The sequence below is a fragment of the Nocardia cyriacigeorgica genome (assembly GCF_010858045.1).
Lineage (GTDB): Bacteria > Actinomycetota > Actinomycetes > Mycobacteriales > Mycobacteriaceae > Nocardia > Nocardia cyriacigeorgica_E.
The window spans coordinates 100,544-122,726 of record NZ_JAAGVC010000013.1; the positions used below are offsets into that span (position 1 = coordinate 100,544).

21 protein-coding genes and 1 rRNA gene are annotated in these 22,183 nt (G+C 67.7%); all 22 read left to right on the plus strand.

Going from position 1 to position 22,183, the window contains the following annotated elements:
- The first annotated feature begins 57 nt into the window (after positions 1-57).
- The gene (locus GV790_RS14740; protein WP_280211048.1) at positions 58-1,407 is read left to right on the plus strand and encodes a homoserine dehydrogenase; all 1,350 of its coding nucleotides are present in this window, start codon (positions 58-60) and stop codon (positions 1,405-1,407) included.
- On the plus strand, positions 1,404-2,501 hold the full coding sequence (gene thrC / locus GV790_RS14745) for a threonine synthase (RefSeq protein WP_163813925.1): 1,098 nt from the start codon (positions 1,404-1,406) through the stop codon (positions 2,499-2,501). The genes GV790_RS14740 and thrC overlap by 4 nt, the downstream gene beginning before the upstream one ends.
- A 25-nt stretch (positions 2,502-2,526) precedes the next feature.
- Positions 2,527-3,489: a homoserine kinase gene (gene thrB / locus GV790_RS14750; protein WP_163813951.1), complete on the plus strand. Its 963-nt coding sequence runs from the start codon at positions 2,527-2,529 to the stop codon at positions 3,487-3,489.
- Between the two features lie 315 nt (positions 3,490-3,804).
- Positions 3,805-5,853, plus strand: a complete 2,049-nt coding sequence (rho, locus tag GV790_RS14755) for a transcription termination factor Rho (RefSeq protein ID WP_309138999.1) — start codon at positions 3,805-3,807, stop codon at positions 5,851-5,853.
- Between the two features lie 765 nt (positions 5,854-6,618).
- Positions 6,619-6,849, plus strand: a complete 231-nt coding sequence (gene rpmE / locus GV790_RS14760; protein ID WP_036533791.1) for a 50S ribosomal protein L31 — start codon at positions 6,619-6,621, stop codon at positions 6,847-6,849.
- A 97-nt stretch (positions 6,850-6,946) separates the two neighbouring features.
- Positions 6,947-8,017, plus strand: a complete 1,071-nt coding sequence (gene prfA, locus GV790_RS14765) for a peptide chain release factor 1 (protein WP_163813926.1) — start codon at positions 6,947-6,949, stop codon at positions 8,015-8,017.
- A gap of 78 nt (positions 8,018-8,095) precedes the next feature.
- On the plus strand, positions 8,096-8,968 hold the full coding sequence (prmC, locus tag GV790_RS14770) for a peptide chain release factor N(5)-glutamine methyltransferase (RefSeq protein ID WP_163813927.1): 873 nt from the start codon (positions 8,096-8,098) through the stop codon (positions 8,966-8,968).
- A gap of 139 nt (positions 8,969-9,107) precedes the next feature.
- Positions 9,108-9,773, plus strand: coding sequence for an L-threonylcarbamoyladenylate synthase (locus tag GV790_RS14775; protein WP_138445854.1), 666 nt, complete (start codon positions 9,108-9,110; stop codon positions 9,771-9,773).
- 54 nt (positions 9,774-9,827) lie between these two features.
- On the plus strand, positions 9,828-11,009 hold the full coding sequence (locus GV790_RS14780; protein ID WP_178127914.1) for an MraY family glycosyltransferase: 1,182 nt from the start codon (positions 9,828-9,830) through the stop codon (positions 11,007-11,009).
- Positions 11,010-11,042: 33 nt separating this feature from the next.
- The gene (locus GV790_RS14785) at positions 11,043-11,507 is read left to right on the plus strand and encodes a hypothetical protein (protein ID WP_163813929.1); all 465 of its coding nucleotides are present in this window, start codon (positions 11,043-11,045) and stop codon (positions 11,505-11,507) included.
- Between the two features lie 238 nt (positions 11,508-11,745).
- Positions 11,746-12,594, plus strand: coding sequence for a F0F1 ATP synthase subunit A (atpB, locus tag GV790_RS14790; protein ID WP_081505323.1), 849 nt, complete (start codon positions 11,746-11,748; stop codon positions 12,592-12,594).
- A 76-nt stretch (positions 12,595-12,670) separates the two neighbouring features.
- Positions 12,671-12,916 carry an ATP synthase F0 subunit C gene (locus tag GV790_RS14795; RefSeq protein ID WP_011207590.1) on the plus strand — a complete coding sequence of 82 codons (246 nt, stop codon included), beginning with the start codon at positions 12,671-12,673 and terminating at the stop codon, positions 12,914-12,916.
- A gap of 5 nt (positions 12,917-12,921) precedes the next feature.
- Positions 12,922-13,482, plus strand: a complete 561-nt coding sequence (locus tag GV790_RS14800) for a F0F1 ATP synthase subunit B (protein ID WP_163813930.1) — start codon at positions 12,922-12,924, stop codon at positions 13,480-13,482.
- Positions 13,483-13,501: 19 nt separating this feature from the next.
- Entirely contained in the window at positions 13,502-14,311 is an 810-nt protein-coding gene (locus GV790_RS14805; protein ID WP_163813931.1) for a F0F1 ATP synthase subunit delta, read from the plus strand.
- A 51-nt stretch (positions 14,312-14,362) separates the two neighbouring features.
- Positions 14,363-16,003: a F0F1 ATP synthase subunit alpha gene (gene atpA, locus GV790_RS14810; RefSeq protein ID WP_163813932.1), complete on the plus strand. Its 1,641-nt coding sequence runs from the start codon at positions 14,363-14,365 to the stop codon at positions 16,001-16,003.
- A gap of 58 nt (positions 16,004-16,061) precedes the next feature.
- Positions 16,062-17,033, plus strand: a complete 972-nt coding sequence (locus tag GV790_RS14815; RefSeq protein WP_036533809.1) for a F0F1 ATP synthase subunit gamma — start codon at positions 16,062-16,064, stop codon at positions 17,031-17,033.
- A gap of 25 nt (positions 17,034-17,058) precedes the next feature.
- Positions 17,059-18,507, plus strand: coding sequence for a F0F1 ATP synthase subunit beta (gene atpD / locus GV790_RS14820; RefSeq protein WP_104362174.1), 1,449 nt, complete (start codon positions 17,059-17,061; stop codon positions 18,505-18,507).
- Between the two features lie 6 nt (positions 18,508-18,513).
- The gene (locus tag GV790_RS14825; protein ID WP_163813933.1) at positions 18,514-18,891 is read left to right on the plus strand and encodes a F0F1 ATP synthase subunit epsilon; all 378 of its coding nucleotides are present in this window, start codon (positions 18,514-18,516) and stop codon (positions 18,889-18,891) included.
- Between the two features lie 247 nt (positions 18,892-19,138).
- Positions 19,139-19,561, plus strand: a complete 423-nt coding sequence (locus tag GV790_RS14830; protein WP_175585901.1) for a DUF2550 domain-containing protein — start codon at positions 19,139-19,141, stop codon at positions 19,559-19,561.
- 43 nt (positions 19,562-19,604) lie between these two features.
- Positions 19,605-20,198, plus strand: coding sequence for a cob(I)yrinic acid a,c-diamide adenosyltransferase (locus tag GV790_RS14835; protein ID WP_163813935.1), 594 nt, complete (start codon positions 19,605-19,607; stop codon positions 20,196-20,198).
- Positions 20,199-20,283: 85 nt separating this feature from the next.
- The gene (gene murA, locus GV790_RS14840; protein WP_163813936.1) at positions 20,284-21,543 is read left to right on the plus strand and encodes a UDP-N-acetylglucosamine 1-carboxyvinyltransferase; all 1,260 of its coding nucleotides are present in this window, start codon (positions 20,284-20,286) and stop codon (positions 21,541-21,543) included.
- A 525-nt stretch (positions 21,544-22,068) separates the two neighbouring features.
- Positions 22,069-22,183: ribosomal RNA gene (locus GV790_RS14845) — 16S ribosomal RNA — on the plus strand; the annotation flags it as partial.

Genomic DNA, 22,183 nt, shown 5'->3' on the forward strand with positions numbered 1-22,183 from the left:
GATGAGCAAGGTGGAGGTGCAATCAACGTGACCGAGGCGAATGATGCCGGCGCGGCTGTGGCCGCGAAGAACGGCACCTGGGGAAACGAACGGCCGATCGGCGTGGCGGTGCTCGGTATGGGCAACGTCGGCACCGAGGTCGTGCGCATTCTCCGGGACCACGCCGATGATCTGCGGTCGCGGGTCGGTGCTCCGGTCGTGTTGCGCGGTGTCGCCGTGCGCGACCTGGACCGCGATCGCGGGATCCCGGCCGAACTGCTGACCACCGATGCCGAAGCACTCGTCGCGCGCGCCGATGTCGACCTGGTCGTCGAGGTCATGGGCGGCATCGACCCCGCCCGCGGCCTGATCCTGGCCGCCCTGAACGCGGGCAAGTCCGTGATCTCCGCGAACAAGGCGCTGCTGGCCGATTACACCGGTGAACTCGCGGCCGCCGCCGAACGCAGCCGGGCCGACCTCTACTTCGAGGCCGCCGTCGCCGGCGCCATCCCGGTGGTGCGTCCGCTGATCCAGTCGCTGTCCGGCGACCGGGTGAACAAGGTGGTCGGCATCGTCAACGGCACCACCAACTTCATCCTCTCCGCGATGGATGAGACCGGCGCCGATTACCACGACACCCTCGCCGAGGCGACCCGCCTCGGCTACGCGGAGGCCGACCCGACCGCCGACGTCGAGGGCTTCGACGCCGCCGCCAAGGCCGCGATCCTGGCCTCGCTGGCCTTCCACACCCGGGTCACCGCCGCCGACGTCTACCGCGAGGGCATCTCCAAGATCACCTCCGAGGACCTGGAGACCGCCTCCGCGGTCGGCTGCACGGTGAAGCTGCTCGCCATCTGTGAGCGCGTGCCCGCGGGCCCCGGCGAACCCGGACCCGACGAGGGCGGTAAGGAGCGGGTCTCGGTGCGCGTCTACCCGGCGCTCATCCCGCGCGAACACCCCCTGGCCGCCGTCAACGGCGCGTTCAACGCCGTCGTCGTGGAGGCCGAGAACGCGGGCCGCCTGATGTTCTACGGCCAGGGCGCCGGTGGCGCTCCCACCGCGTCCGCGGTGCTGGGTGATCTGGTGATGGCCGCGCGCAACAAGTTCTACGGTGGCCGCGCGCCCGGTGAATCGGTTTATGCTGAGCTGCCGATCGCGCCGATCGGCGATACACCCACCCGCTACCACGTGAACCTCCAGGTCGCCGACCGCGCCGGCGTCCTACAGGCGGTCGCCGGTGAGTTCGCCGATCACGGGGTGAGCATCTCGACCGTGCGTCAGGAAGGCCATGGCGCGGGTGCGCGCCTGGTCGTCGTCACCCACCATGCGACGGAGTCGGCGCTCGCGGATACTGTGTCCGCGCTGGCGGAACTGCCGTCCGTCACCTCCGTGACCAGCGTTTTGAGATTGGAAGGCACCGAAGAATGAGTTCGACAGCGGGAGTGGCCCACCAGACCGGAGTGCACTCCCGGTGGCCGGGTCTGATCACGGCCTACCGCGATCGGCTCGCGGTCGGTGCCGATTGGGAGCCGGTCACCCTCTTCGAGGGCGGTACTCCGCTGGTGCCCGCGACGCATCTGTCCGAGCTGACCGGCTGCGAGGTCTACCTGAAGGTCGAGGGCCTCAACCCGACCGGTTCGTTCAAGGACCGCGGCATGACCATGGCCATCACCGATGCCAAGTACCGCGGCCAGAAGGCCGTGCTGTGCGCCTCCACCGGCAACACCTCGGCCTCGGCGGCGGCCTACGCCACCCGCGCTGGCATGAGCTGTGCGGTGCTGATCCCCGAGGGCAAGATCGCGATGGGCAAGCTGGCCCAGGCCGTCATGCTCGGCGCGAAGGTCATCCAGGTACAGGGCAACTTCGACGACTGCCTCGAGCTGGCCCGCAAGGTGACCTCGGAGTTCCCCGAGGTCGGACTGGTCAACTCGGTGAACCCGGCGCGCATCGAAGGCCAGAAGACGGCGTCGTTCGAGATCTGCGATGTGCTCGGCAAGGCGCCCGATGTACATGTGCTCCCGGTCGGCAATGCCGGCAACATCACCGCCTACTGGCGCGGCTACCGCGAATACCGGGCCGACGGCATCACCGACTCGCTGCCGCGCATGCTCGGCGTGCAGGCCGCCGGTGCGGCCCCGCTGGTCAACGGCGCGCCGGTGAAGGACCCCGAGACCATCGCCACCGCCATCCGGATCGGCGCCCCGGCCTCGTGGAACAGCGCGGTCGAGGCCAAGGACGAGTCGGGTGGCGCCTTCCGCGCGGCCACCGACGAGGAGATCCTCGAGGCTTACCGGCTCGTCGCCGCGACCGAGGGCGTGTTCGTCGAGCCCGCGTCGGCGGCCAGCGTTGCGGGGCTGCTCGCGGCGCGCAAGGAGGGCTGGCTCGATTCCGGGCTGACCGTGGTGTGCACGGTGACCGGCAACGGTCTCAAGGACCCCGATACCGCGCTGCTGGGCATGCCCCAGGTCCAGGCGATCCCGGTCGACCCGGTCGCGGTCGCCGCCGAACTCGAGCTGGCCTGAGTTGACCGCGCGCGAGAGCCAGGTGATGACCAGGACGCTGCCCGCCGGATTGTCGGTGACCGCGCGGGTGCCCGCGTCCAGCGCCAACCTCGGTCCCGGATTCGATTCGCTCGGTATGGCATTGGGCATCTACGACGAGATCGAGGTGCGCACCACGAGCACCGGTCTCACCATCCGGGTGGAGGGTGAGGGCGCCGACGACGTGCCTTGGGGCCCTTCGCATCTGGTGGTCCGCGCGATCGAGCGCGGACTGGAAGCGGCCGGGGTGTGGGCCGACGGTCTCGATGTGGTGTGCCGCAACGTGATTCCGCATTCCCGTGGTCTCGGCTCGTCGGCCTCCGCGGTCGTCGGCGGTTTGGCCGCGGGCTGTGGGCTCGCGGCGAAATTCGATCCAGCGTCGACCGTCGACACCGACCGGCTGGTGCAGCTGGCCTCGGAGTTCGAGGGCCATCCCGACAACGCGGCGGCCAGCGTGCTCGGCGGCATCGTGGTGTCCTGGTCGGAAACCGATCGCGCCGCCGACGCCGGCCTGGACGGTGCCACGGTGGAACACCACAACCGCGCCTACCGCGCGGTGCGGGTGACCCCGCATCCGGCGCTGCGCCCGGTGGTGCTGATCCCGGAGGACCGGTCATCGACCGCGCACACCCGTGGCCTGCTGCCCGAGGTGGTCCCACACGGTGACGCCGCGTTCAACGTCAGCCGGGCCGCGCTGGCCGTGGTGGCGCTGACCGAGCGCCCGGATCTGCTCATGCCCGCCACCGCCGACCGCCTGCACCAGGCCCAGCGTGCGCCCGCGCTGCCGCTGACCACCGCCTGGATCGCCCGGTTGCGGGCTGCCGGAATCGCCGCGACCGTCTCCGGTGCCGGCCCGACGATCCTGGCCCTTACCACCTCGGATTTCCCCGCCGAGCTGCGCGAACAGGCCGTGGCCGACGGTCTGCGGGTGGTCGAGCCCGGACTCGCCGAGGGCGTCGGCATCCACTGACGGCGAGTCCACCTTGCCGAGGCTCACAGTTGCCAGCTATCCTGGGCAAGTCCGTACATCGTGCGCGTCAGACGCCGGTGCTTCATCAGGGCAATCGCTCCAGCAGGCTCCAGGCTCGAGCCTCCAGGCCATGGGGGTGTTGCGGAGCTGCGCAACTGGAATGATCTCTCCCACCTTTTTCATGATCGGTGGCGAAGCCTCCGACTCCGACGGAGCAGGCGATACGGCTACACATCCGAGCCCGGCACAGCGACCGGACTGCGGAACGAACCCTCGACACAGCACACGGCCCATCGAGGGAAGGAAAGGATCTCCGTGACAGATACGGACCTGCTCGCGACACCCGGGGTGGATTCCAACCCGCAGGCCTCGGGAGACCGCGATAGTGACTCCGGACAGATTTCGAAGATGAGCGAACACACCGACGTCGCACGATCGGGGCTGACTGGAATGTTGTTGCCGCAGTTGCGCGCACTCGCGGGGGAGCTCGGTATCCGAGGGACCTCCGGTATGCGCAAGGGCGATCTGATCGCCGCCATCAAGGAAAATCAGGCCGGGAAGGCGGCGGCCGCGGACAAGCCCGCGCGCGGTTCCGCCAAGTCCGCCACCAAGACCGAGGCGAAGAACGCGGCCGCGGCCCGCGCCGAGCAGCCGACGCTGGACGTCGCGCCCGCGAAGGAACCCGCCGCGCAGAACACCGCGCCCGCTCAGGACTCGCAGCCCGCCGCGGCCACGGCCACCCAGGCACCGCCCGCCGACGCGGCCAAGGACGCGCGCGCCAAGACTTCCGAGAAGAATTCCGCCGACAACGCTGCCGAGAGCGCAGCGCCCGCCGCCGAGAACTCCGACGAGTCCGGTCGTGAGCAGGGCCAGCGTGGCCGTGGCAGGCAGCGTCGCGGCCGCGACCAAGCGCGCGGCAACGCCGATCAGGCCCGCGGCAACGCCGGCGGCGGTGACACCGCCACCGAGACCCGCACCGAAGAGGCCAAACCGGAAAGCGACGGCGGCGAACGTCGTCGCGACCGTGGCCAGCAGCAGGGCCAGTCCGGTGACCGCGGCCAGAACGCCGGTGGGCGCGACGGCCGCGGCGACAACCGTGGCGGTGACGACGAGGAAGGCGGCCGCGGCAGGCGCGGACGCCGGTTCCGCGAGCGCAGGCGCAGCCGCGACCGTGAGGGTGGCGGCGGCGAGGCTCGCGAGCTCGAGATCCGCGAGGACGACGTGCTGCAGCCGGTCGCGGGCATCCTCGACGTGCTCGACAACTACGCGTTCGTGCGCACCTCCGGCTACCTGGCCGGCCCGAACGACGTGTACGTCTCGATGAACCTGGTCCGCAAGAACGGACTGCGCCGCGGTGACGCGATCACCGGTGCGGTGCGCGCCCCGCGCGACGGTGAGCAGTCGAATCAGCGGCAGAAGTTCGATCCGCTGGTCCGTTTGGACACCGTCAACGGCGGTGACGTCGAGGCGGCCAAGCGCAGGCCCGACTTCAACAAGCTCACCCCGCTGTACCCGAACCAGCGGCTGCGGCTCGAGACCACCCCGAACAAGCTGACCACCCGCGTCATCGACCTGATCATGCCGATCGGTAAGGGCCAGCGCGCGCTGATCGTGTCCCCGCCCAAGGCCGGTAAGACCACGATCATGCAGGACATCGCCAATGCGATCGCGGTCAACAACCCCGAGTGCTACCTGATGGTGGTGCTGGTCGACGAGCGGCCCGAAGAGGTCACCGATATGCAGCGCTCGGTCAAGGGTGAGGTCATCGCCTCCACCTTCGACCGTCCGCCCGCCGACCACACCTCGGTCGCCGAGCTCGCGATCGAGCGGGCCAAGCGTCTGGTGGAGATGGGCAAGGACGTCGTCGTGCTGCTCGACTCGATCACCCGATTGGGTCGCGCCTACAACAACTCCTCGCCTGCCTCGGGCCGAATCCTTTCCGGTGGTGTGGATTCCACCGCGCTGTACCCGCCCAAGCGGTTCCTCGGCGCGGCCCGCAACATCGAGAACGGCGGCTCGCTGACGATCATCGCCACCGCCATGGTGGAGACCGGCTCGACCGGCGACACGGTGATCTTCGAGGAGTTCAAGGGCACCGGTAACGCCGAACTCAAGCTGGACCGCAAGATCGCGGAGCGGCGGGTGTTCCCGGCGGTGGACGTCGCACCGTCCGGTACCCGTAAGGACGAACTACTGCTGAGCCCAGACGAGGCCGCGGTGCTGCACAAGTTGCGGCGCGTACTGTCCGGCCTGGACTCGCATCAGGCGATCGACCTGCTGATCGACCGTCTGAAGAAGAGCAAGAACAACCTGGAGTTCCTGATGCAGGTCTCCAAGACCGCGCCGGGCGCGCTCGACGAGTGATGCGCCGAACCGCCGCGCGGCGGTGAGCACGGCCTCGAGGGCTCCACCGCAGTGGAGCCCTCGAGCCGTTTCCGGGGCCGCGCGCGAACTGCGCGGCCCTCGGATCGCGGCGGGGGAGAAGAACACGACGCCGATCGCGGCGGCTCCCGCGATCAGAAAGGCGAGAATGAGCGCGGCGCCGTCGAACGAGGTGCGCCGCGAGGCGGCCGTCAGGGCGGTGTCGGATGCTGGTGCGTGCTGTCGTTGCTGGTCCACCGGGTGGGCCGGGGTCTGGATCTCCGCTGGGAAACCCGATGCCGAGGGCAGGCCGGAGCCCGCCGACGACGGAGAGTCCGTGCCACCCGGCGCGGCGAACCATCCCGCCGCGACAGCCACGACCAGTGCGACCAGCACCGCGAAGGCCACACGGTTGTTCATCCGGCTGTTCACAGGATCTCCTTTCCATGTCTCGGCACGCCGACGTGCATCGGATTCCAACACTATGAACGGAGCTGTTCGTATTCTTGAGTAGCCGACTACCCGACTTCAGGGTTCCTCGAGTGCTGCCGGTGCGCGTCCCCCCACTTCCTGGGGCGATAGCGAAGGGGGATTACTCGCCGGGGAACAATCGGGTCTGCGGGGGCGTTCGATAGACGTGTCGGTGAATCTGGCATACTGGATCGCCGTGCGTCCGCGCTGTTCGCGGACAATCCCGCCTAGTCGGCTCCGGTTCACGTTCGACGCCATCCGCGCGAGCGACCCGGCGCCATTTTCGAGAGGACACCCATGAAGGCAGGAATCCACCCGACCTACGTCGACACCACCGTCGTCTGCGGTTGCGGCAATACGTTCCAGACCCGTTCCACCAAGGAATCCGGTCACATCACCGTCGAGGTCTGCTCGCAGTGCCACCCGTTCTACACCGGCAAGCAGAAGATCCTGGACACCGGTGGCCGCGTGGCCCGCTTCGAGGCCCGCTACGGCAAGCGCGCCGAGAAGAAGGCCGACGCCAAGTAGCTTCCTCGCCGACGCCCGGTCCTGCCAAGCAGGTCCGGGCGTCGGTGTTTTCTCGGCCCGACCACCGATATCGAACACGCACGAGAGGAAGCCGACCGTGACCCAGCCGTCCGCGATCGACGACATCCTGGCCGAGTACGCGGGCTTGGAGACCCAGCTCGCCGATCCGGCGCTGCACAACGACGCGGGCGCGGCCCGCCGCGTCGGTAAGCGGTTCGCCGAACTCGCGCCCGTGATGTCCACCTACCGCAAGCTCAGCGCCGCCCGCGACGATCTGGCCGCCGCCCGTGAGCTCGCCGCCGACGACGCGGCCTTCGCCGCCGAGGTCCCCGAGCTGGAGCAGCAGGTGAGCGAGCTGGAGCAGGCCCTGACCGACCTGCTGGCCCCGCGCGACCCGCACGACGGCGACGATGTGGTGCTCGAGGTGAAGTCCGGTGAGGGTGGCGAGGAGTCCGCGCTGTTCGCCGCGGATCTGGCGCGGATGTACGTGCGCTATGCCGAACGGCACGGCTGGAAGGTCGAGATCCTCAACGCCACCTATTCCGATCTGGGTGGATACAAGGAAGCGACGCTGTCGATCAAGAGCCGCGACGCCGCCCGCGACGGTGTCTGGTCGCGGTTCAAGTTCGAGGGCGGGGTGCACCGGGTGCAGCGGGTGCCGGTGACCGAATCGCAGGGCCGGGTGCACACCTCCGCGGCCGGCGTGCTCATCTACCCCGAGCCCGATGAGGTCGAGCAGGTCCAGATCGACGAGACCGATCTGCGCATCGACGTCTACCGCTCCTCTGGCAAGGGCGGCCAGGGCGTCAACACCACCGACTCCGCCGTGCGCATCACCCACCTGCCCTCCGGCATCGTGGTGACCTGCCAGAACGAGCGGTCCCAGTTGCAGAACAAGGCGCGCGCCATGCAGGTGCTGGCCGCGCGGCTGCAAGCGCTGGCCGAGGAACAGGCCGAACAGGAGGCCGCGGCCGGGCGGGCCAGCCAGATCCGCACCGTTGACCGCTCCGAACGCATCCGCACCTACAACTTCCCGGAGAACCGCATCGCCGATCACCGCATCGGCTTCAAGGCGCACAACCTGGACGCGGTGCTCGACGGCGATATGGACGCCCTGCTCGACGCACTCGGCAAGGCCGACCGCGAAGCCCGCATGGCCGCGGAGTGACGGCCATGTGCCGCCGGGCATGACCGGTCGGGACCGAAGAGTTCCCGCCATGCCCCGCCATCGGGCAGAGTCGAGGCCATGACCCGCACACCGTTGCGGCCCGCGCTCGTCGAGGCCGTCGAAACACTTCAGGCCGCGGGCGTCCCGAGCCCACGCGCCGACGCCGAACAGCTGGCCGCCCACGTCCTCGGTGTGCCGCGTGCCCGGCTGCTGCTCGCGCCGCTGCTCACCCCCGAGCAGCGCGCCGAACTGCACGAGCTGGTGCGTCGGCGCGCACAGCGAATCCCGTTGCAACACTTGATCGGCCGCGCGGCCATGGGACGGATCGATCTGGAGGTCGGGCCGGGGGTGTTCATCCCGCGTCCGGAGACCGAGCTGGTGTTCGCCTGGGCGCTGGCGCACCTGGAGGCCGTGCGCCACGATCACACGCCGGTCGTGGTGGATCTGTGTACCGGCTCCGGCGCGCTCGCCCTCGCCATCGCACACGCCCGGCCGGACGCCGAGGTGCACGCGGTCGAAATCGACCCGGCGGCCCTGAAATGGGCCAGGCACAACGCTGACCTGCGGATCGCGGCCGGCGACACCCCGATCACCCTGTACGCCGACGACGCGACAGACCCCGCGCTGCTCACCGAGCTGAACGGCCGGGTCGATATCGTGGTGTCGAATCCGCCGTACATCCCCGTCGGCGCCGAACTCGACCCCGAGGTCGCCGACCACGATCCGCACCGGGCGCTGTTCGGCGGCCCGGACGGCCTCGACGTCATCCGCGGGCTGGTGCCGACCATCGCCCGTCTGCTGCGCCCCGGCGGTGGTACCGCCATCGAGCACGACGATTCCAACGGCTCCGCGCTGGCCGCCCTGCTCGCCGGGACCGGCGCGTTCACCGAGATCACCGAGCATCCCGATCTCGCGGGCAAGCCGCGCTTCGTGGCGGCGGTGCGTAGCTGAACCGGCAACCCGCCCCGAGGGCCGCGAGCAGGGGTTTGCGGTCCGCCGCCCTGGCATGGTTTGTCCGTGGCGCGTGGCGAATTCGCGTTCTACCCGGGGGCCGACGGCGCCGCGGCGCCCGCGTGACAGGATGGGTGCCGTGAGTACCGTCTACGACTGCGCGGATCCCGACTCGCGCGCCGCCGGACTGTCCGCCGCGACCAGCGCCCTGAAATCCGGGCGGCTCGTCGTCATGCCCACCGACACGCTCTACGGCATAGCCGCGGACGCGTTCGACAGCCAGGCGGTCGCCGAGCTGCTCGCCGCCAAGCGGCGCGGGCGCGATATGCCGGTGCCGGTGCTCGTCGGTTCCTGGCACACCATCGACGGGCTGGTGTTCTCGGTGCGTCCGCAGGCCAGAGACCTGATCCAGGCGTTCTGGCCGGGCGGGCTGAGTCTGGTTGTGCAGCAGGCACCTTCGCTGGCCTGGGATCTCGGCGACACCAGAGGCACGGTGATGCTGCGGATGCCGCTGCACCCGGTCGCGCTGGAATTGCTGCGCGCCGTCGGCCCCCTGGCGGTGTCGAGCGCCAACGTCTCCGGGCAACCGCCCGCAACCACCGCCGCGGAAGCACGCGCCCAGCTGGGCGAGCACGTCGGGGTGTACCTCGACGGGGGCCCCGCCGAGCACGCGATCGCCTCGACCATCGTCGACCTGACCGCCGATCAGCCGCGCATCCTGCGCGAGGGCGCGGTTTCGGTCGCCGATATCGCCGAGGTGCTCGGTATGGCGCCAGAGGCGCTGTCCGGGCCTGCTGCCCGGTGACCGAATGGCCGATCGGATGAGCGGGCGGTATCGCGAGTGATCGCGGTGCACGCATTGGGAAGTTCCGGTGCCGTCGTCCCGCTGCGCGAGCTGCTGCTGGTGCTGCTGGTGTCCACGGTGGTGACCTTTCTCGCCACCGGCGGGATCCGGGTGCTCGCGATCGGGTTCGGCGCTGTCGCGGTGCCGCGCGAACGCGATGTGCACGTCAAGCCGATTCCGCGGATGGGCGGGGTCGGCATGTATCTGGGCGTGGTGGCGGCCGTGCTGTTCGCCCACCAGCTGCCCGCGCTGCGCCGCGGCTTCGACTACCGGCCCGATATCGCGGCGGTATTGGTCGCGGCGACGATCATCGTCGCGGTCGGCATCGTCGACGACCGCTGGGGCCTGGACGCGCTCACCAAATTCGCCGGTCAGGTCACCGCCGCGGGTGTGATGGCGGTGATGGGGCTGAGCTGGTACGTCATCTACAACCCGTTCAACAACGAGACCGTGGTGCTGGACGGCTTGCAGAGCGCCCTGGTGACGGTCGCGGTCGCGGTGACGCTGATCAACGCGATGAATTTCGTCGACGGCCTCGACGGCTTGGCCGCGGGCCTCGGCCTGATCTCCTCGATCGCGGTGTTCGCGTTCTCGGTGGGCCTGCTCACCGAACAGGGCGGTTCGGTCGACACCTACCCGCCCGCGCTGCTCGCCGCCGCGCTGGCCGGAGCGTGCCTCGGCTTCCTGCCGCACAATTTCTCGCCGGCCCGGATCTTCATGGGCGATTCCGGCTCGATGCTGATCGGGTTGGTGCTGGCCGCGGTGTCGACCAGCGCGTCAGGGCGTATCCCGCTCACCGGCTACGGTCCGCGCGACATCGTCGGCCTGCTCTCGCCGCTGCTGCTGGTCGGCGCGGTGATGTTCATTCCGGTGCTCGACCTGCTGCTGGCCATCGTGCGCCGGGTGCGGGCCGGGGTCAGCTTCTCCACCCCGGACAAGATGCACCTGCACCACCGGCTGCTGCAGATCGGCCACTCGCAGCGGCGTGTGGTGCTGCTCATCTATTTGTGGGTCGGTGTGCTGGCCTTCGGCGCGGTCGGCACCTCGCTGATGGACCGGCGCGTCGTCGTCCTGCTGATGGCGGGCGGACTGGTATTCGCCCTGGTCGCGACGGCGGTTCCGGGGTTGCGGCGAGAGCGCGCGGCCGCCGCCGAACACGCCGAGCATCCCGGTGAGCAGCAGGAGCCCGCGGGATGACGGCATCGGCGCAGGACAAACGGCACGGGTAGAGTGCGGCTCGTGAGTTCGACACCGTACACAGACCCAGGCCCCGACGCTCCGCTGCGCGCCGCGCTGCGCTACGGCCTGGTCGGGCTGGTCGTGCTGACGGTGCTCGCGGTGGCGATCGCGGGTGCGGTTTCCGGCCTCGCCGGCGTCTGGGGCGCGCTGCTGGGCGCGGCCATCGGTGGTGGCTTCATCCTGACCACCGCCGCCGTGGTGCTCTTCGGCGCGAAACTGCCGCCGACCACGGCCGGATTGGTGATGCTGGTCAGCTGGGCGGGCAAGCTGCTGGTGGCCATGGTGGTTATCGCGATCTTGAATCAATTCGATTTCTACGACCGCGTCGCGCTGTTCCTGACCGTCATCGGAGCGCTGGTCATCGTGCTCGGTGCCGAGACGTACGGCGTTCTGCGGCAAAAGGTTCCGTACGTGACGGTGCCCGATCGCGAGGCCGGTCAAGGTACCGATCGGTAACAAATCGCACCCAGCTACACGCTGTCGTAGATAACTTGGTAAAGTCTTGGTAAGCAAGCGACCATAGGGGGGATCACCACGATCCCGCCGGGTGACGCTATGCTACTGCCGTGCCGGGCTCCGTTCCGGTTCTGCATGTCGACGATGTCGCCGACACACGTACAGACGCCCGAGCGGGTATGCCGCGCAGCTGCTGACGAACTTCGAGCCGACCTGAGTCGACCCACATTGATCGTCAATGTCCGATCGAACCGCGGGAACGACCGAACCCGCGGCCCGAACACGGGAGAGAACGCTGAGCGTCACCACTTTGGCCGCGGAATTTCACGCGCCATCGCTAACCGACTTTTTCCCTCCGGCGGTGCTGTTCGAGGGAACGCCGTTCGAACTCGATCGCTTGATGCTCATTCGCATCCTGATGTCGGCGGTCCTGATCGGCCTCATGGCGCTGGCCTTCCGTTCGCCCCGCATCGTTCCGCGCGGGCTGCAGAACGTCGCCGAGATCGGCCTGGTCTTCGTCAAAGAGCAGATCTGCGAAGAGGTCCTCGGCAAGGAAACCGGGCGCAAGTATTTCCCGCTGATCGCGACGATCTTCTTCACGGTTCTTTTCCTGAATTTCTCCAGCATCGTCCCGTTCTTGAATATCTCCTCGAACGCGCGGATCGGAATGCCGCTGGTGCTGGCCGTCATCGCCTACATCGCGTTCAACTACGTCGGTATCAAGAAGTACGGCTTCTTCAAGTACATGCGTAGCAGCATCGTGGTGCCGAACGTGCCGCCCGCGCTGCACGTACTGCTGATTCCGATCGAATTCGTCTCGACCTTCATCCTGCGTCCGTTCACGCTGACCGTCCGACTCATGGCCAACATGCTGGCCGGTCACATCATGCTGGTGCTGTTCTTCAGCTCCACCTGGTTCTTCCTGTTCGACGCCGCCAACTGGATGAAGGTGTTCTCGCCGTTCTCGCTGCTGGCGGGAATCGGGTTCACGATGTTCGAGATGTTGGTCATCTTCCTGCAGGCCTACGTGTTTGCACTGCTGACCGCCGTGTACATCGGCCTGGCCGAGCACGCAGATTCCCACTGACCGCACTAACAAATCACTGGAGACCTGCTACACCACGCCGACCGGCGGGTGAGCAACAGAAAGGGAAAGAAGACTCATGAGCCTCTCGTACCTGGCCCAGGAAGCTGCCAACGAGTCGACGCTGAAGGGCCTCGGCGCCGTCGGCTACGGCCTGGCCGCCATCGGCCCGGGCATCGGCGTCGGCATCGTCGTCGGTAAGGCGATCGAGGGTATCGCCCGCCAGCCCGAGCTGCAGGGCACCATCCGTACCAACATGTTCCTCGGTATCGCGTTCACCGAGGCGCTGGCCCTGATCGGCCTCGTCGCCGGCTTCATCTTCTGATTCCGATGAACGCGATTTCTTTGCTCGCAGAGGAGAGTTCGGAGGAGATCAATCCTCTGATCCCCGAAACGTACGACATCGTCTGGTCGATCGTCTGTGTCGCGGTTATCGCGGTGCTGTTCTACAAGTTCGTCGTGCCGCGCCTGACCAAGGTGCTCGACGAGCGCAGCGAGAAGATCGAAGGCGGTATCGCCAAGGCCGAGGCCGCGCAGGCAGAGGCTCAGCAGACGCTGCAGCAGTACCAGCAGCAGCTGGCCGACGCCCGCCTCGAGGCCGCGCGCATCCGTGAGGACGCGCGCACCCAGGGCCAGCAGATCCTGGCGCAGATGCGCACGGAGGCCCAGGCCGAGAGTGACCGGATCGTGGCCGCTGGCCACGCCCAGCTGGAAGCCCAGCGCCAGCAGATCCTGACCGAACTGCGTTCCGAGGTCGGCCGTACCGCGGTCGACCTGGCCGAGAAGGTCATCGGGCAGTCGGTCTCGGACGAGGCCAAGCAGGCGGCGTCGATCGAGAAGTTCCTCAGCGAACTCGACGACACCGACGCCGGCATCGGGGTCGGAAGGTAGCGACGCGAAAGTGAGAAGCATGTACGCAGCGAGCCGCGAGGCCAGCTCCCGTTCGCGGGAAGCGCTTCGGGCCGCTCTGACCGGAAGCGACAGTGTTGCCGCGACGACGGGTTCGGAACTGTTCGCCGTCGTCGCCGTGCTGGACGACCAGCGTTCGCTGCGTGTTGCGCTCGCGGACGTGTCGGTGCCCGGTTCGGCTCGCGCCGAACTGAGCGAGCGGGTCTTCGGCGGAAAGGTCAGCGTCGCCACCCAAGCGGTGCTGACCACCGCGGTGGCCCAGGACTGGTCCCGCACCGCCGACCTGGTCGACACCCTGGAGTTGCTCGGCCAGGAAGCGCTGCTGGAGTCGGCCGCCGACAGCGGCCGGCTCGACGCGGTCGAGGACGAGCTGTTCCGGCTCGGCCGGATCATCGCCGACAACCCCGACCTGGAGCAGGCTCTGTCGGATCGCGCGAAGCCGCAAGCGGCGCGGCGTGAACTGATCACCCGCCTGCTGACCGGCAAGGCCGAGCCCATCACCGTCACGCTCGCCGAGCAGGCGGTGACCAGGCAGCAGACCGGCCTCGGCGCGGCCTTCGACGAGTTGTCCGACCTGGCAGCGTCGCGACGCGACCAGATCGTCGCGCACGTGCGGGCCGCCATCGCCCTGACGGCGCAGCAGAAGGAGCGGCTGGCCGCCTCCCTGCAGCGCATCTACGGCAAGCCGGTCACGGTGCACGTGCAGGTCGACGCGAGTCTGCTGAGCGGGCTCGTCGTGCGCGTCGGTGACGACGTGATCGACGGCACCGCCGTGGGCCGACTGGAGCGGCTGCGCCGCGAACTGGCGTAACCCGCCACCCAACCCCGACATTCGAGACCAGACAGCGAGAGCAGGAAGAACATGGCGGAGCTGACGATCTCCTCCGACGAGATCCGTAGCGCGATCGAGAGCTACACCCAGAGCTACACCCCCGAGACCTCCATCGAAGAAGTCGGTGTGGTCACCGATACCAGTGACGGCATCGCGCACGTCTCCGGCCTGCCCTCGGCAATGGCCAACGAGCTGCTCGAGTTCCCGGGCGGCGTGCTCGGCGTGGCGCTGAACCTCGAGGACCGCGAGATCGGTGCGGTCATCCTCGGCGAGTTCGCCGAGATCGAAGAGGGCCAGCAGGTCCGCCGCACCGGCGACGTGCTCTCGGTCCCGGTCGGCGACAAGTTCCTCGGCCGCGTGGTCAACCCGCTCGGTCAGCCGATCGACGGCCTCGGCGAGATCGAGGCCGAAGACCGCCGTGTGCTGGAGCTGCAGGCCGCGACCGTGCTGGAGCGCCAGCCGGTCGAGGAGCCGATGGCCACCGGCATCACCGCCATCGACGCCCTGACCGCGATCGGCCGTGGCCAGCGTCAGCTGGTCATCGGTGACCGCAAGACCGGCAAGACCGCGGTCTGCATCGACGCGATCCTGAACCAGAAGGCCAACTGGGAGTCCGGCGACCCCAAGAAGCAGATGCGCTGCATCTACGTCGCCATCGGCCAGAAGGGTTCCACCATCGCCGGCGTGAAGGCCGCGCTGGAGGAGCACGGCGCGATGGAGTACACCACCATCGTCGCGGCCCCGGCCTCCGACTCCGCCGGCTTCAAGTGGCTGGCCCCCTACACCGGTTCGGCCATCGGCCAGCACTGGATGTACCAGGGCAAGCACGTCCTGATCGTGTTCGACGACCTGACCAAGCAGGCCGAGGCCTACCGCGCCATCTCGCTGCTGCTGCGTCGTCCGCCGGGCCGCGAGGCGTACCCCGGTGACGTCTTCTACCTGCACTCGCGCCTGCTGGAGCGTTGCGCCAAGCTGTCCGACGAGATGGGCGCCGGCTCGATGACCGGTCTGCCGATCATCGAGACCAAGGCCAACGACGTCTCGGCGTTCATTCCGACCAACGTCATCTCCATCACCGACGGCCAGGTCTTCCTCGAGTCCGACCTGTTCAACAAGGGTGTCCGCCCGGCGATCAACGTCGGTACCTCGGTCTCCCGTGTCGGTGGCGCCGCCCAGACCAAGGCCATGAAGAAGGTCGCCGGATCGCTGCGTCTGGAAATGGCCCAGTACCGCGAGCTGGAGGCGTTCTCCGCCTTCGCCTCCGACCTGGACGCCGCGTCGCTGGCCCAGCTCGAGCGCGGTGCCCGCTGGGTCGAGCTGCTCAAGCAGGACCAGTACTCCCCGGTCGCCGTCGAGGACCAGATCGTCTCGATCTACCTGGTCGACGCCGGCTACTACGACTCGGTCCCGGTCGCCGACATCCGTCGCTTCAACAGCGAACTGCTCGAAGACCTGCACCGCAGCGTGCCCGAGGCCTTCGCCGCACTGGAGGGTGGCGCCAAGCCGCTCGACGGTGAGGCGGCCGATCAGATCAAGGCGGCCACCGACAAGTTCAAGCAGGGCTTCCTCGCCTCCGACGGCAGCCGTGTGGTGAACGAGGCCGCTGCCGGCGAGCTGGACCACGAAGAGGTCGAGTCGCTGTCGGTCACGCGCAAGCACGTCGAGAAGTAAGTCGGGCGACGACCAATGCGTTATTCGATTCTTCTGGCGAATGAAGGGAGTGTGAACCGTGGCAAGCTTGCGTGAATTGCGCTCCCGCATTCGTGGTGTGAATTCGATCAAGAAGATCACCAAGGCCCAAGAGCTGATCGCGACCTCGCGAATCTCCAAGGCCCAGGCCAGGGTCGCGGCCGCGAAGCCGTACGCGGAGGAGATCACCAAGGTCCTCGGCGAGCTGGCGAGCGCGTCGAAGAACCTGTCGCATCCGCTGCTGACCGAGCGGGCCAACCCGCGCCGCGCCGCCGTGCTGGTGATCACCAGTGACAGCGGTATGTGCGGTGGTTACAACTCCAACGTGCTCAAGCGCGCCGAGGAACTGATGACCACCCTGCGCGGCGAGGGCAAGGAGCCGGTGCTGTACGTGATGGGCAACAAGGGCCTCACGTATTACACCTTCCGCAACCGTCCGCTGGTCGCGTCGTGGACCGGGTTCTCGCAGCAGCCGAAGTACACCGATGCTTCGGCGGCCTGTCGCCATCTGGTCGATGCCTTCATGGCGGGCGCCGACGGCGAGGTGCCGCATCCCAACGGGACCGGCGACATCGCGGGCGTCGACGAACTGCACATCGTGTACACGCGTTTCGTGTCGATGTTGACCCAGACCCCTGAGGTGCGTCGTCTGGCGCCGATCCAGGTGAGCTTTGTCGACGAGAACTTCGACATGGGCGAGGACTCGTTCAGCGATTCGGCCACGGCCGACCCGCAGGCGCAGTACGAATTCGAGCCCGACGCCGATGTGCTGCTGGCGGCCCTGCTGCCGAAGTACGTCAATACGCGTATCTACGCGTCGTTGCTCGAGGCAGCGGCATCCGAGTCCGCGGCTCGGCGCACCGCAATGAAGGCGGCCACTGATAACGCCAACGAATTGGCCAGCGTGCTGCAGCGCGAAGCCAACTCGGTGCGTCAGGCCCAGATCACGCAGGAAATCAGCGAAATCGTCGGCGGCGTGAACGCGCTGGCGTCGAGCTCGGACCGCGACTAAAAGCGCAGGAAGAGAACTTATCCAAATGACCGCAGCTGTCACACAAGACAACTCGAGCCGGACCGGCGCTGCTGCAGGCCGCGTCATCCGGGTCATCGGCCCCGTCGTGGACGTCGAGTTCCCGCGTGGTGCCATCCCCGAGCTGTTCAACGCTCTGCACGCCGACATCACCCTGGCCTCGGTGGCCAAGACCCTCACCCTCGAGGTCGCCCAGCACCTCGGTGACAACATCGTGCGCACCATCTCGATGCAGCCCACCGACGGCCTGGTCCGTGGCGCCTCCGTCAGCGACACCGGCAAGCCGATCTCGGTGCCCGTCGGCGACGTCGTCAAGGGCCACGTCTTCAACGCCCTCGGCGACTGCCTCGACAGCCCCGGCCTCGGCCGCGACGGCGAGAACTGGGGCATCCACCGCAAGCCGCCGAGCTTCGACCAGCTCGAGGGCAAGACCGAGATCCTGGAGACCGGCGTCAAGGTCCTCGACCTGCTGACCCCGTACGTCAAGGGCGGCAAGATCGGTCTGTTCGGTGGTGCCGGTGTCGGTAAGACCGTTCTGATCCAGGAGATGATCACCCGTATCGCGCGTGAGTTCTCCGGTACGTCGGTGTTCGCCGGCGTCGGTGAGCGCACCCGTGAGGGCACCGACCTCCGCCTGGAGATGGAAGAGATGGGCGTCCTCCAGGACACCGCCCTCGTCTTCGGCCAGATGGACGAGCCGCCGGGCACCCGTATGCGCGTCGCCCTCTCGGCCCTGACCATGGCCGAGTACTTCCGCGACGTGCAGCACCAGGACGTGCTGCTGTTCATCGACAACATCTTCCGGTTCACCCAGGCCGGTTCCGAGGTCTCGACCCTGCTGGGTCGTATGCCTTCGGCCGTGGGTTACCAGCCGACGCTGGCCGACGAGATGGGTGAGCTGCAGGAGCGCATCACCTCGACCCGTGGTCGCTCGATCACCTCGCTGCAGGCGATCTACGTCCCCGCCGACGACTACACCGACCCGGCGCCTGCGACCACCTTCGCCCACCTGGACGCGACGACCGAGCTTTCCCGCCCGATCTCGCAGAAGGGCATCTACCCGGCCGTCGACCCGCTGACCTCGACCTCTCGTATCCTCGAGGCGTCGATCGTCGGCGAGCGGCACTTCGCCGTGGCCAACGAGGTCAAGCGCATCCTGCAGAAGTACAAGGAACTGCAGGACATCATCGCCATCCTCGGTATGGACGAGCTCTCCGAAGAGGACAAGGTTCTCGTCGGCCGTGCCCGCCGCCTGGAGAAGTTCCTCGGCCAGAACTTCATCGTCGCCGAGAAGTTCACCGGTCAGCCCGGTTCGGTGGTTCCGCTGGAGCAGACCATCGACGACTTCGACCGCGTGTGCAAGGGCGAGTTCGACCACTACCCGGAGCAGGCGTTCAACTCCTGCGGTGGTCTCGACGACGTCGAGGCGGCCGCCAAGAAGATCGCCGGAAAGTAGTCACCGATGGCCGATATGTCAGTTGATCTCGTCGCCGTCGAACGGCTGCTCTGGTCCGGCCGGGCGTCGTTCGTCAGCGCGCAGACCACCGAGGGCCAGATCGGCATCATGGCAGGCCATGAGCCGCTGCTCGGCCAGCTGGTCGAGGGCGGCACGGTGACCATCGTCGATACCGACGGTCAGCGCATCGTCGCGGCGGTGCACGGCGGGTTCTTCTCGGTCACCGGCGACTCGGTGCGTGTGCTGGCCGAGTCCGCCGAGTTCGCCGGCGAGGTCGATATCGAGGCGGCCCGCCGGGTGCTTGCCGAAGGGACGGCCTCCGACGAAGACAAGCGGGTGGCGCAGGGCCGGGTGCGCGCGGTCGAGCAGAACGCGAACGCCTGAGCTCGGACGCTGTCGAGCGTCCAAGCGGCACAACACAATCGAATACGACACTGCCGGTGGCGATCTCGCCGCCGGCAGTGTTGTTTCGGTCGCCGTGATCGCCGGGCGGCCGGCGCTAGCGGTATGTTCGCCGACAAGCCCGCCCCATTTGTAAACTCGAGTCCGTGGTTGAATGACCGGGTTCGGTCGACGGGGTGGGATTCGATCGATTCGGCGAACGAAGGGATGGACGGCATTGCACACCGGGATGGTTCTGCTGATCATTCTGGTATGTCTGCTGGTCGCCCTCGCCCTGGCCTCCACCTATCGTCTGGTGATGTTGCGTCGCGGCGGCACGGCCGCGATTCTGCGGGTGCTCCCGGCTCGCGGCGGGGAACGCTGGCGGCACGGACTGATCCGCTACGGCGAAGACCGGCTCGTCTTCTTCAAGCTGTCCAGCCTCAAACTCGGCCCGGATTCGGTGATCCACCGCCGCGGCATCGAGGTCGGTGAGCGGCGCGGCCCGCGGGGCGACGAGTACGACATCATGACCGACGAGATCGCGGTGATCGCGGTATCGGATGCACAGGGCAGCTTCGAGTTGGCATTGGATCGCGGCTCGCTGGCTGCCTTTTTGTCATGGGTGGAGTCAAGGCCCTCCGATCGCGCCCGCCGGCTGCGCGGGCACTGACAGCGGCCGCCGGTCTCGGCGGGGCAGCGTTTAAGGTGGTCGTGTGAGTGTGCATCTGACCCGGATCTATACCCGGACCGGGGACGACGGGACCACCGGGCTGAGCGATTTCTCCCGCGTGGCCAAAACCGATCCGCGCTTGATCGCCTACGCCGACTGCGATGAGGCCAATGCCGCGATCGGCGTCGCCCTCGCGGTGGGCGCTCCCTCCCCGCGGATCGGGGAGATCCTGCGCCAGGTGCAGAACGATCTGTTCGACGCGGGCGCGGACCTGTCGACGCCGATCGTCGAGGCGCCGAAATATCCGCCGCTGCGCATCACTCAGCCCTATATCGACCGGCTCGAATCCTGGTGCGACGAGTTCAACGAACGGCTCGCGCCGCTCAACTCGTTCATCCTTCCCGGCGGTACTCCCTTGGCCGCCCATCTGCACGTGGCCCGCACTGTGGTCCGGCGCGCCGAGCGTTCGGCCTGGGCGGCGGTCGAAGCGCACCCCGACGACACCGGTACGCTGCCCGCTCGATACCTGAATCGGCTGTCGGACCTGTTGTTCATCCTCGGCCGGGTGGCCAATCCCGGTGGCGATGTGCTGTGGCAGCCCGGTGGGGGCGCCGAGTCCGCGGACCGCGACGACTAGTTCACTGCCTCGGTGGCCGATCGCCGGGAGCCGGTAGAGCATTATCCTTGCACTCAGTGGTGCGCCGAAGACGCGGAGAGGCGGCATGGAACGTTTTCTGGTAACTGGCGGCAATCGGCTCGTCGGTGAGGTCGCGGTCGGGGGCGCCAAGAACAGCGTCCTCAAGTTGATGGCCGCGGCCCTGCTGGCCGAAGGCACCACAACCATCACGAACTGCCCCGACATCCTCGACGTCCCGCTGATGGCGGATGTGCTGCGCGGCCTCGGCTGCGATGTGACGATCGACGGGTCGGTCGTCACCATCGACACGCCCGCCGAACCGAAGTACCACGCCGATTTCCCGGCGGTCACCCAGTTCCGCGCCTCGGTCTGTGTGCTCGGGCCGCTGATGGCCCGGTGCAAGCGCGCGGTCGTCGCGCTGCCCGGCGGTGATGCCATCGGTTCCCGTCCGCTGGATATGCACCAGGCCGGGCTGCGTCTGCTGGGCGCGACCAGCGAGATCGAGCACGGGTGCGTGGTGGCCAGGGCCGACGAGCTGCAGGGCGCCCGGATCCGGCTCGACTTCCCGTCGGTCGGTGCCACCGAGAACATCCTCATGGCGGCGGTGCTCGCGGAGGGGGAGACCGTGATCGACAACGCCGCGCGTGAGCCCGACATCGTCGACCTGTGCAACATGCTGGTGCAGATGGGTGCGCGGATCAACGGCGCGGGCACCTCGGTGCTGACCATCGAGGGCGTCGAGCGGCTCTCGCCCACCACCCACCGGGTGATCGGCGACCGCATCGTCGCGGCCACCTGGGGTATCGCCGCCGCGATGACCATGGGCGATGTGCGCGTCACCGGCGTCAACCCGAAGCATCTGTCGCTGGTGCTGGACAAGCTGCGTTCGGCGGGCGCCCGGATCTCCTTCGAGCCAGACGGTTTCCGGGTGGTGCAGCCCGAACGTCCGCGTGCGGTGAACTTCTCGACGCTGCCGTTCCCCGGTTTCCCCACCGACCTGCAGCCGATGGCGATCGGTCTCGCGGCCATCTCCGACGGCACCTCGATGATCACGGAGAACATCTTCGAAGCCCGATTCCGCTTCGTGGAGGAGATGATCCGACTCGGTGCCGACGCGCGCACCGACGGTCATCACGCGGTGGTTCGCGGAATCCCGCGGTTGTCGAGCGCGCCGGTGTGGTCCTCCGACATTCGCGCCGGCGCCGGGCTGGTGCTGGCGGGCCTGGTCGCCGACGGCACGACCGAAGTGCACGACGTGTTCCACATCGACCGCGGCTACCCGAACTTCGTCGAGCAGTTGCAGGCGTTGGGCGGGCAGGTGCGGCGGGTCGGCGTCACCGAATGACGGCCCGGATCGCCGGTAGGGCAGCGGAAGCGCGGAAGCGATAGCCGAAACCTCGCCGAAAACCCTTCCTGACCAGGCGATTTGACATTGCAAATGTAGCCACGTAACTTTATTCGAGTCAGAGCGACACGGACACCGACCCGGGGCCCAGGAGCTGAGCGGAAACGCTGAGCGTGCGGCCAGGGAAACGAGGTAGTACGAGGAGCGCCTGACGATCACACTAGCTGGACCGGTACCCCGGATTTGCTTCGGGTCTACGGCCGAGCTAAGCTGTAAAAGTTGCCTCACGGAAGCCCCAGCAAGATTCTGGTGTGGATGTGTGTGCGTGTGTTCTTTGAGAACTCAATAGTGTGTCGATGAATGTCAGTGCCAATATTATTATTGGTTCCGGCCCCTCATACCCCCGTGTGTTGTGGGTCGGACATTTTGAATGTCAGCAAATTTTTGCTGGTGTTCGGTTTTGCTAGGTTTTCGGACTCTAGTTCAGATATTTCTGATTCGCCCTTCGGGGTGTTTCGAGAGTCTTCAACGGAGAGTTTGATCCTGGCTCAGGACGAACGCTGGCGGCGTGCTTAACACATGCAAGTCGAGCGGTAAGGCCCTTCGGGGTACACGAGCGGCGAACGGGTGAGTAACACGT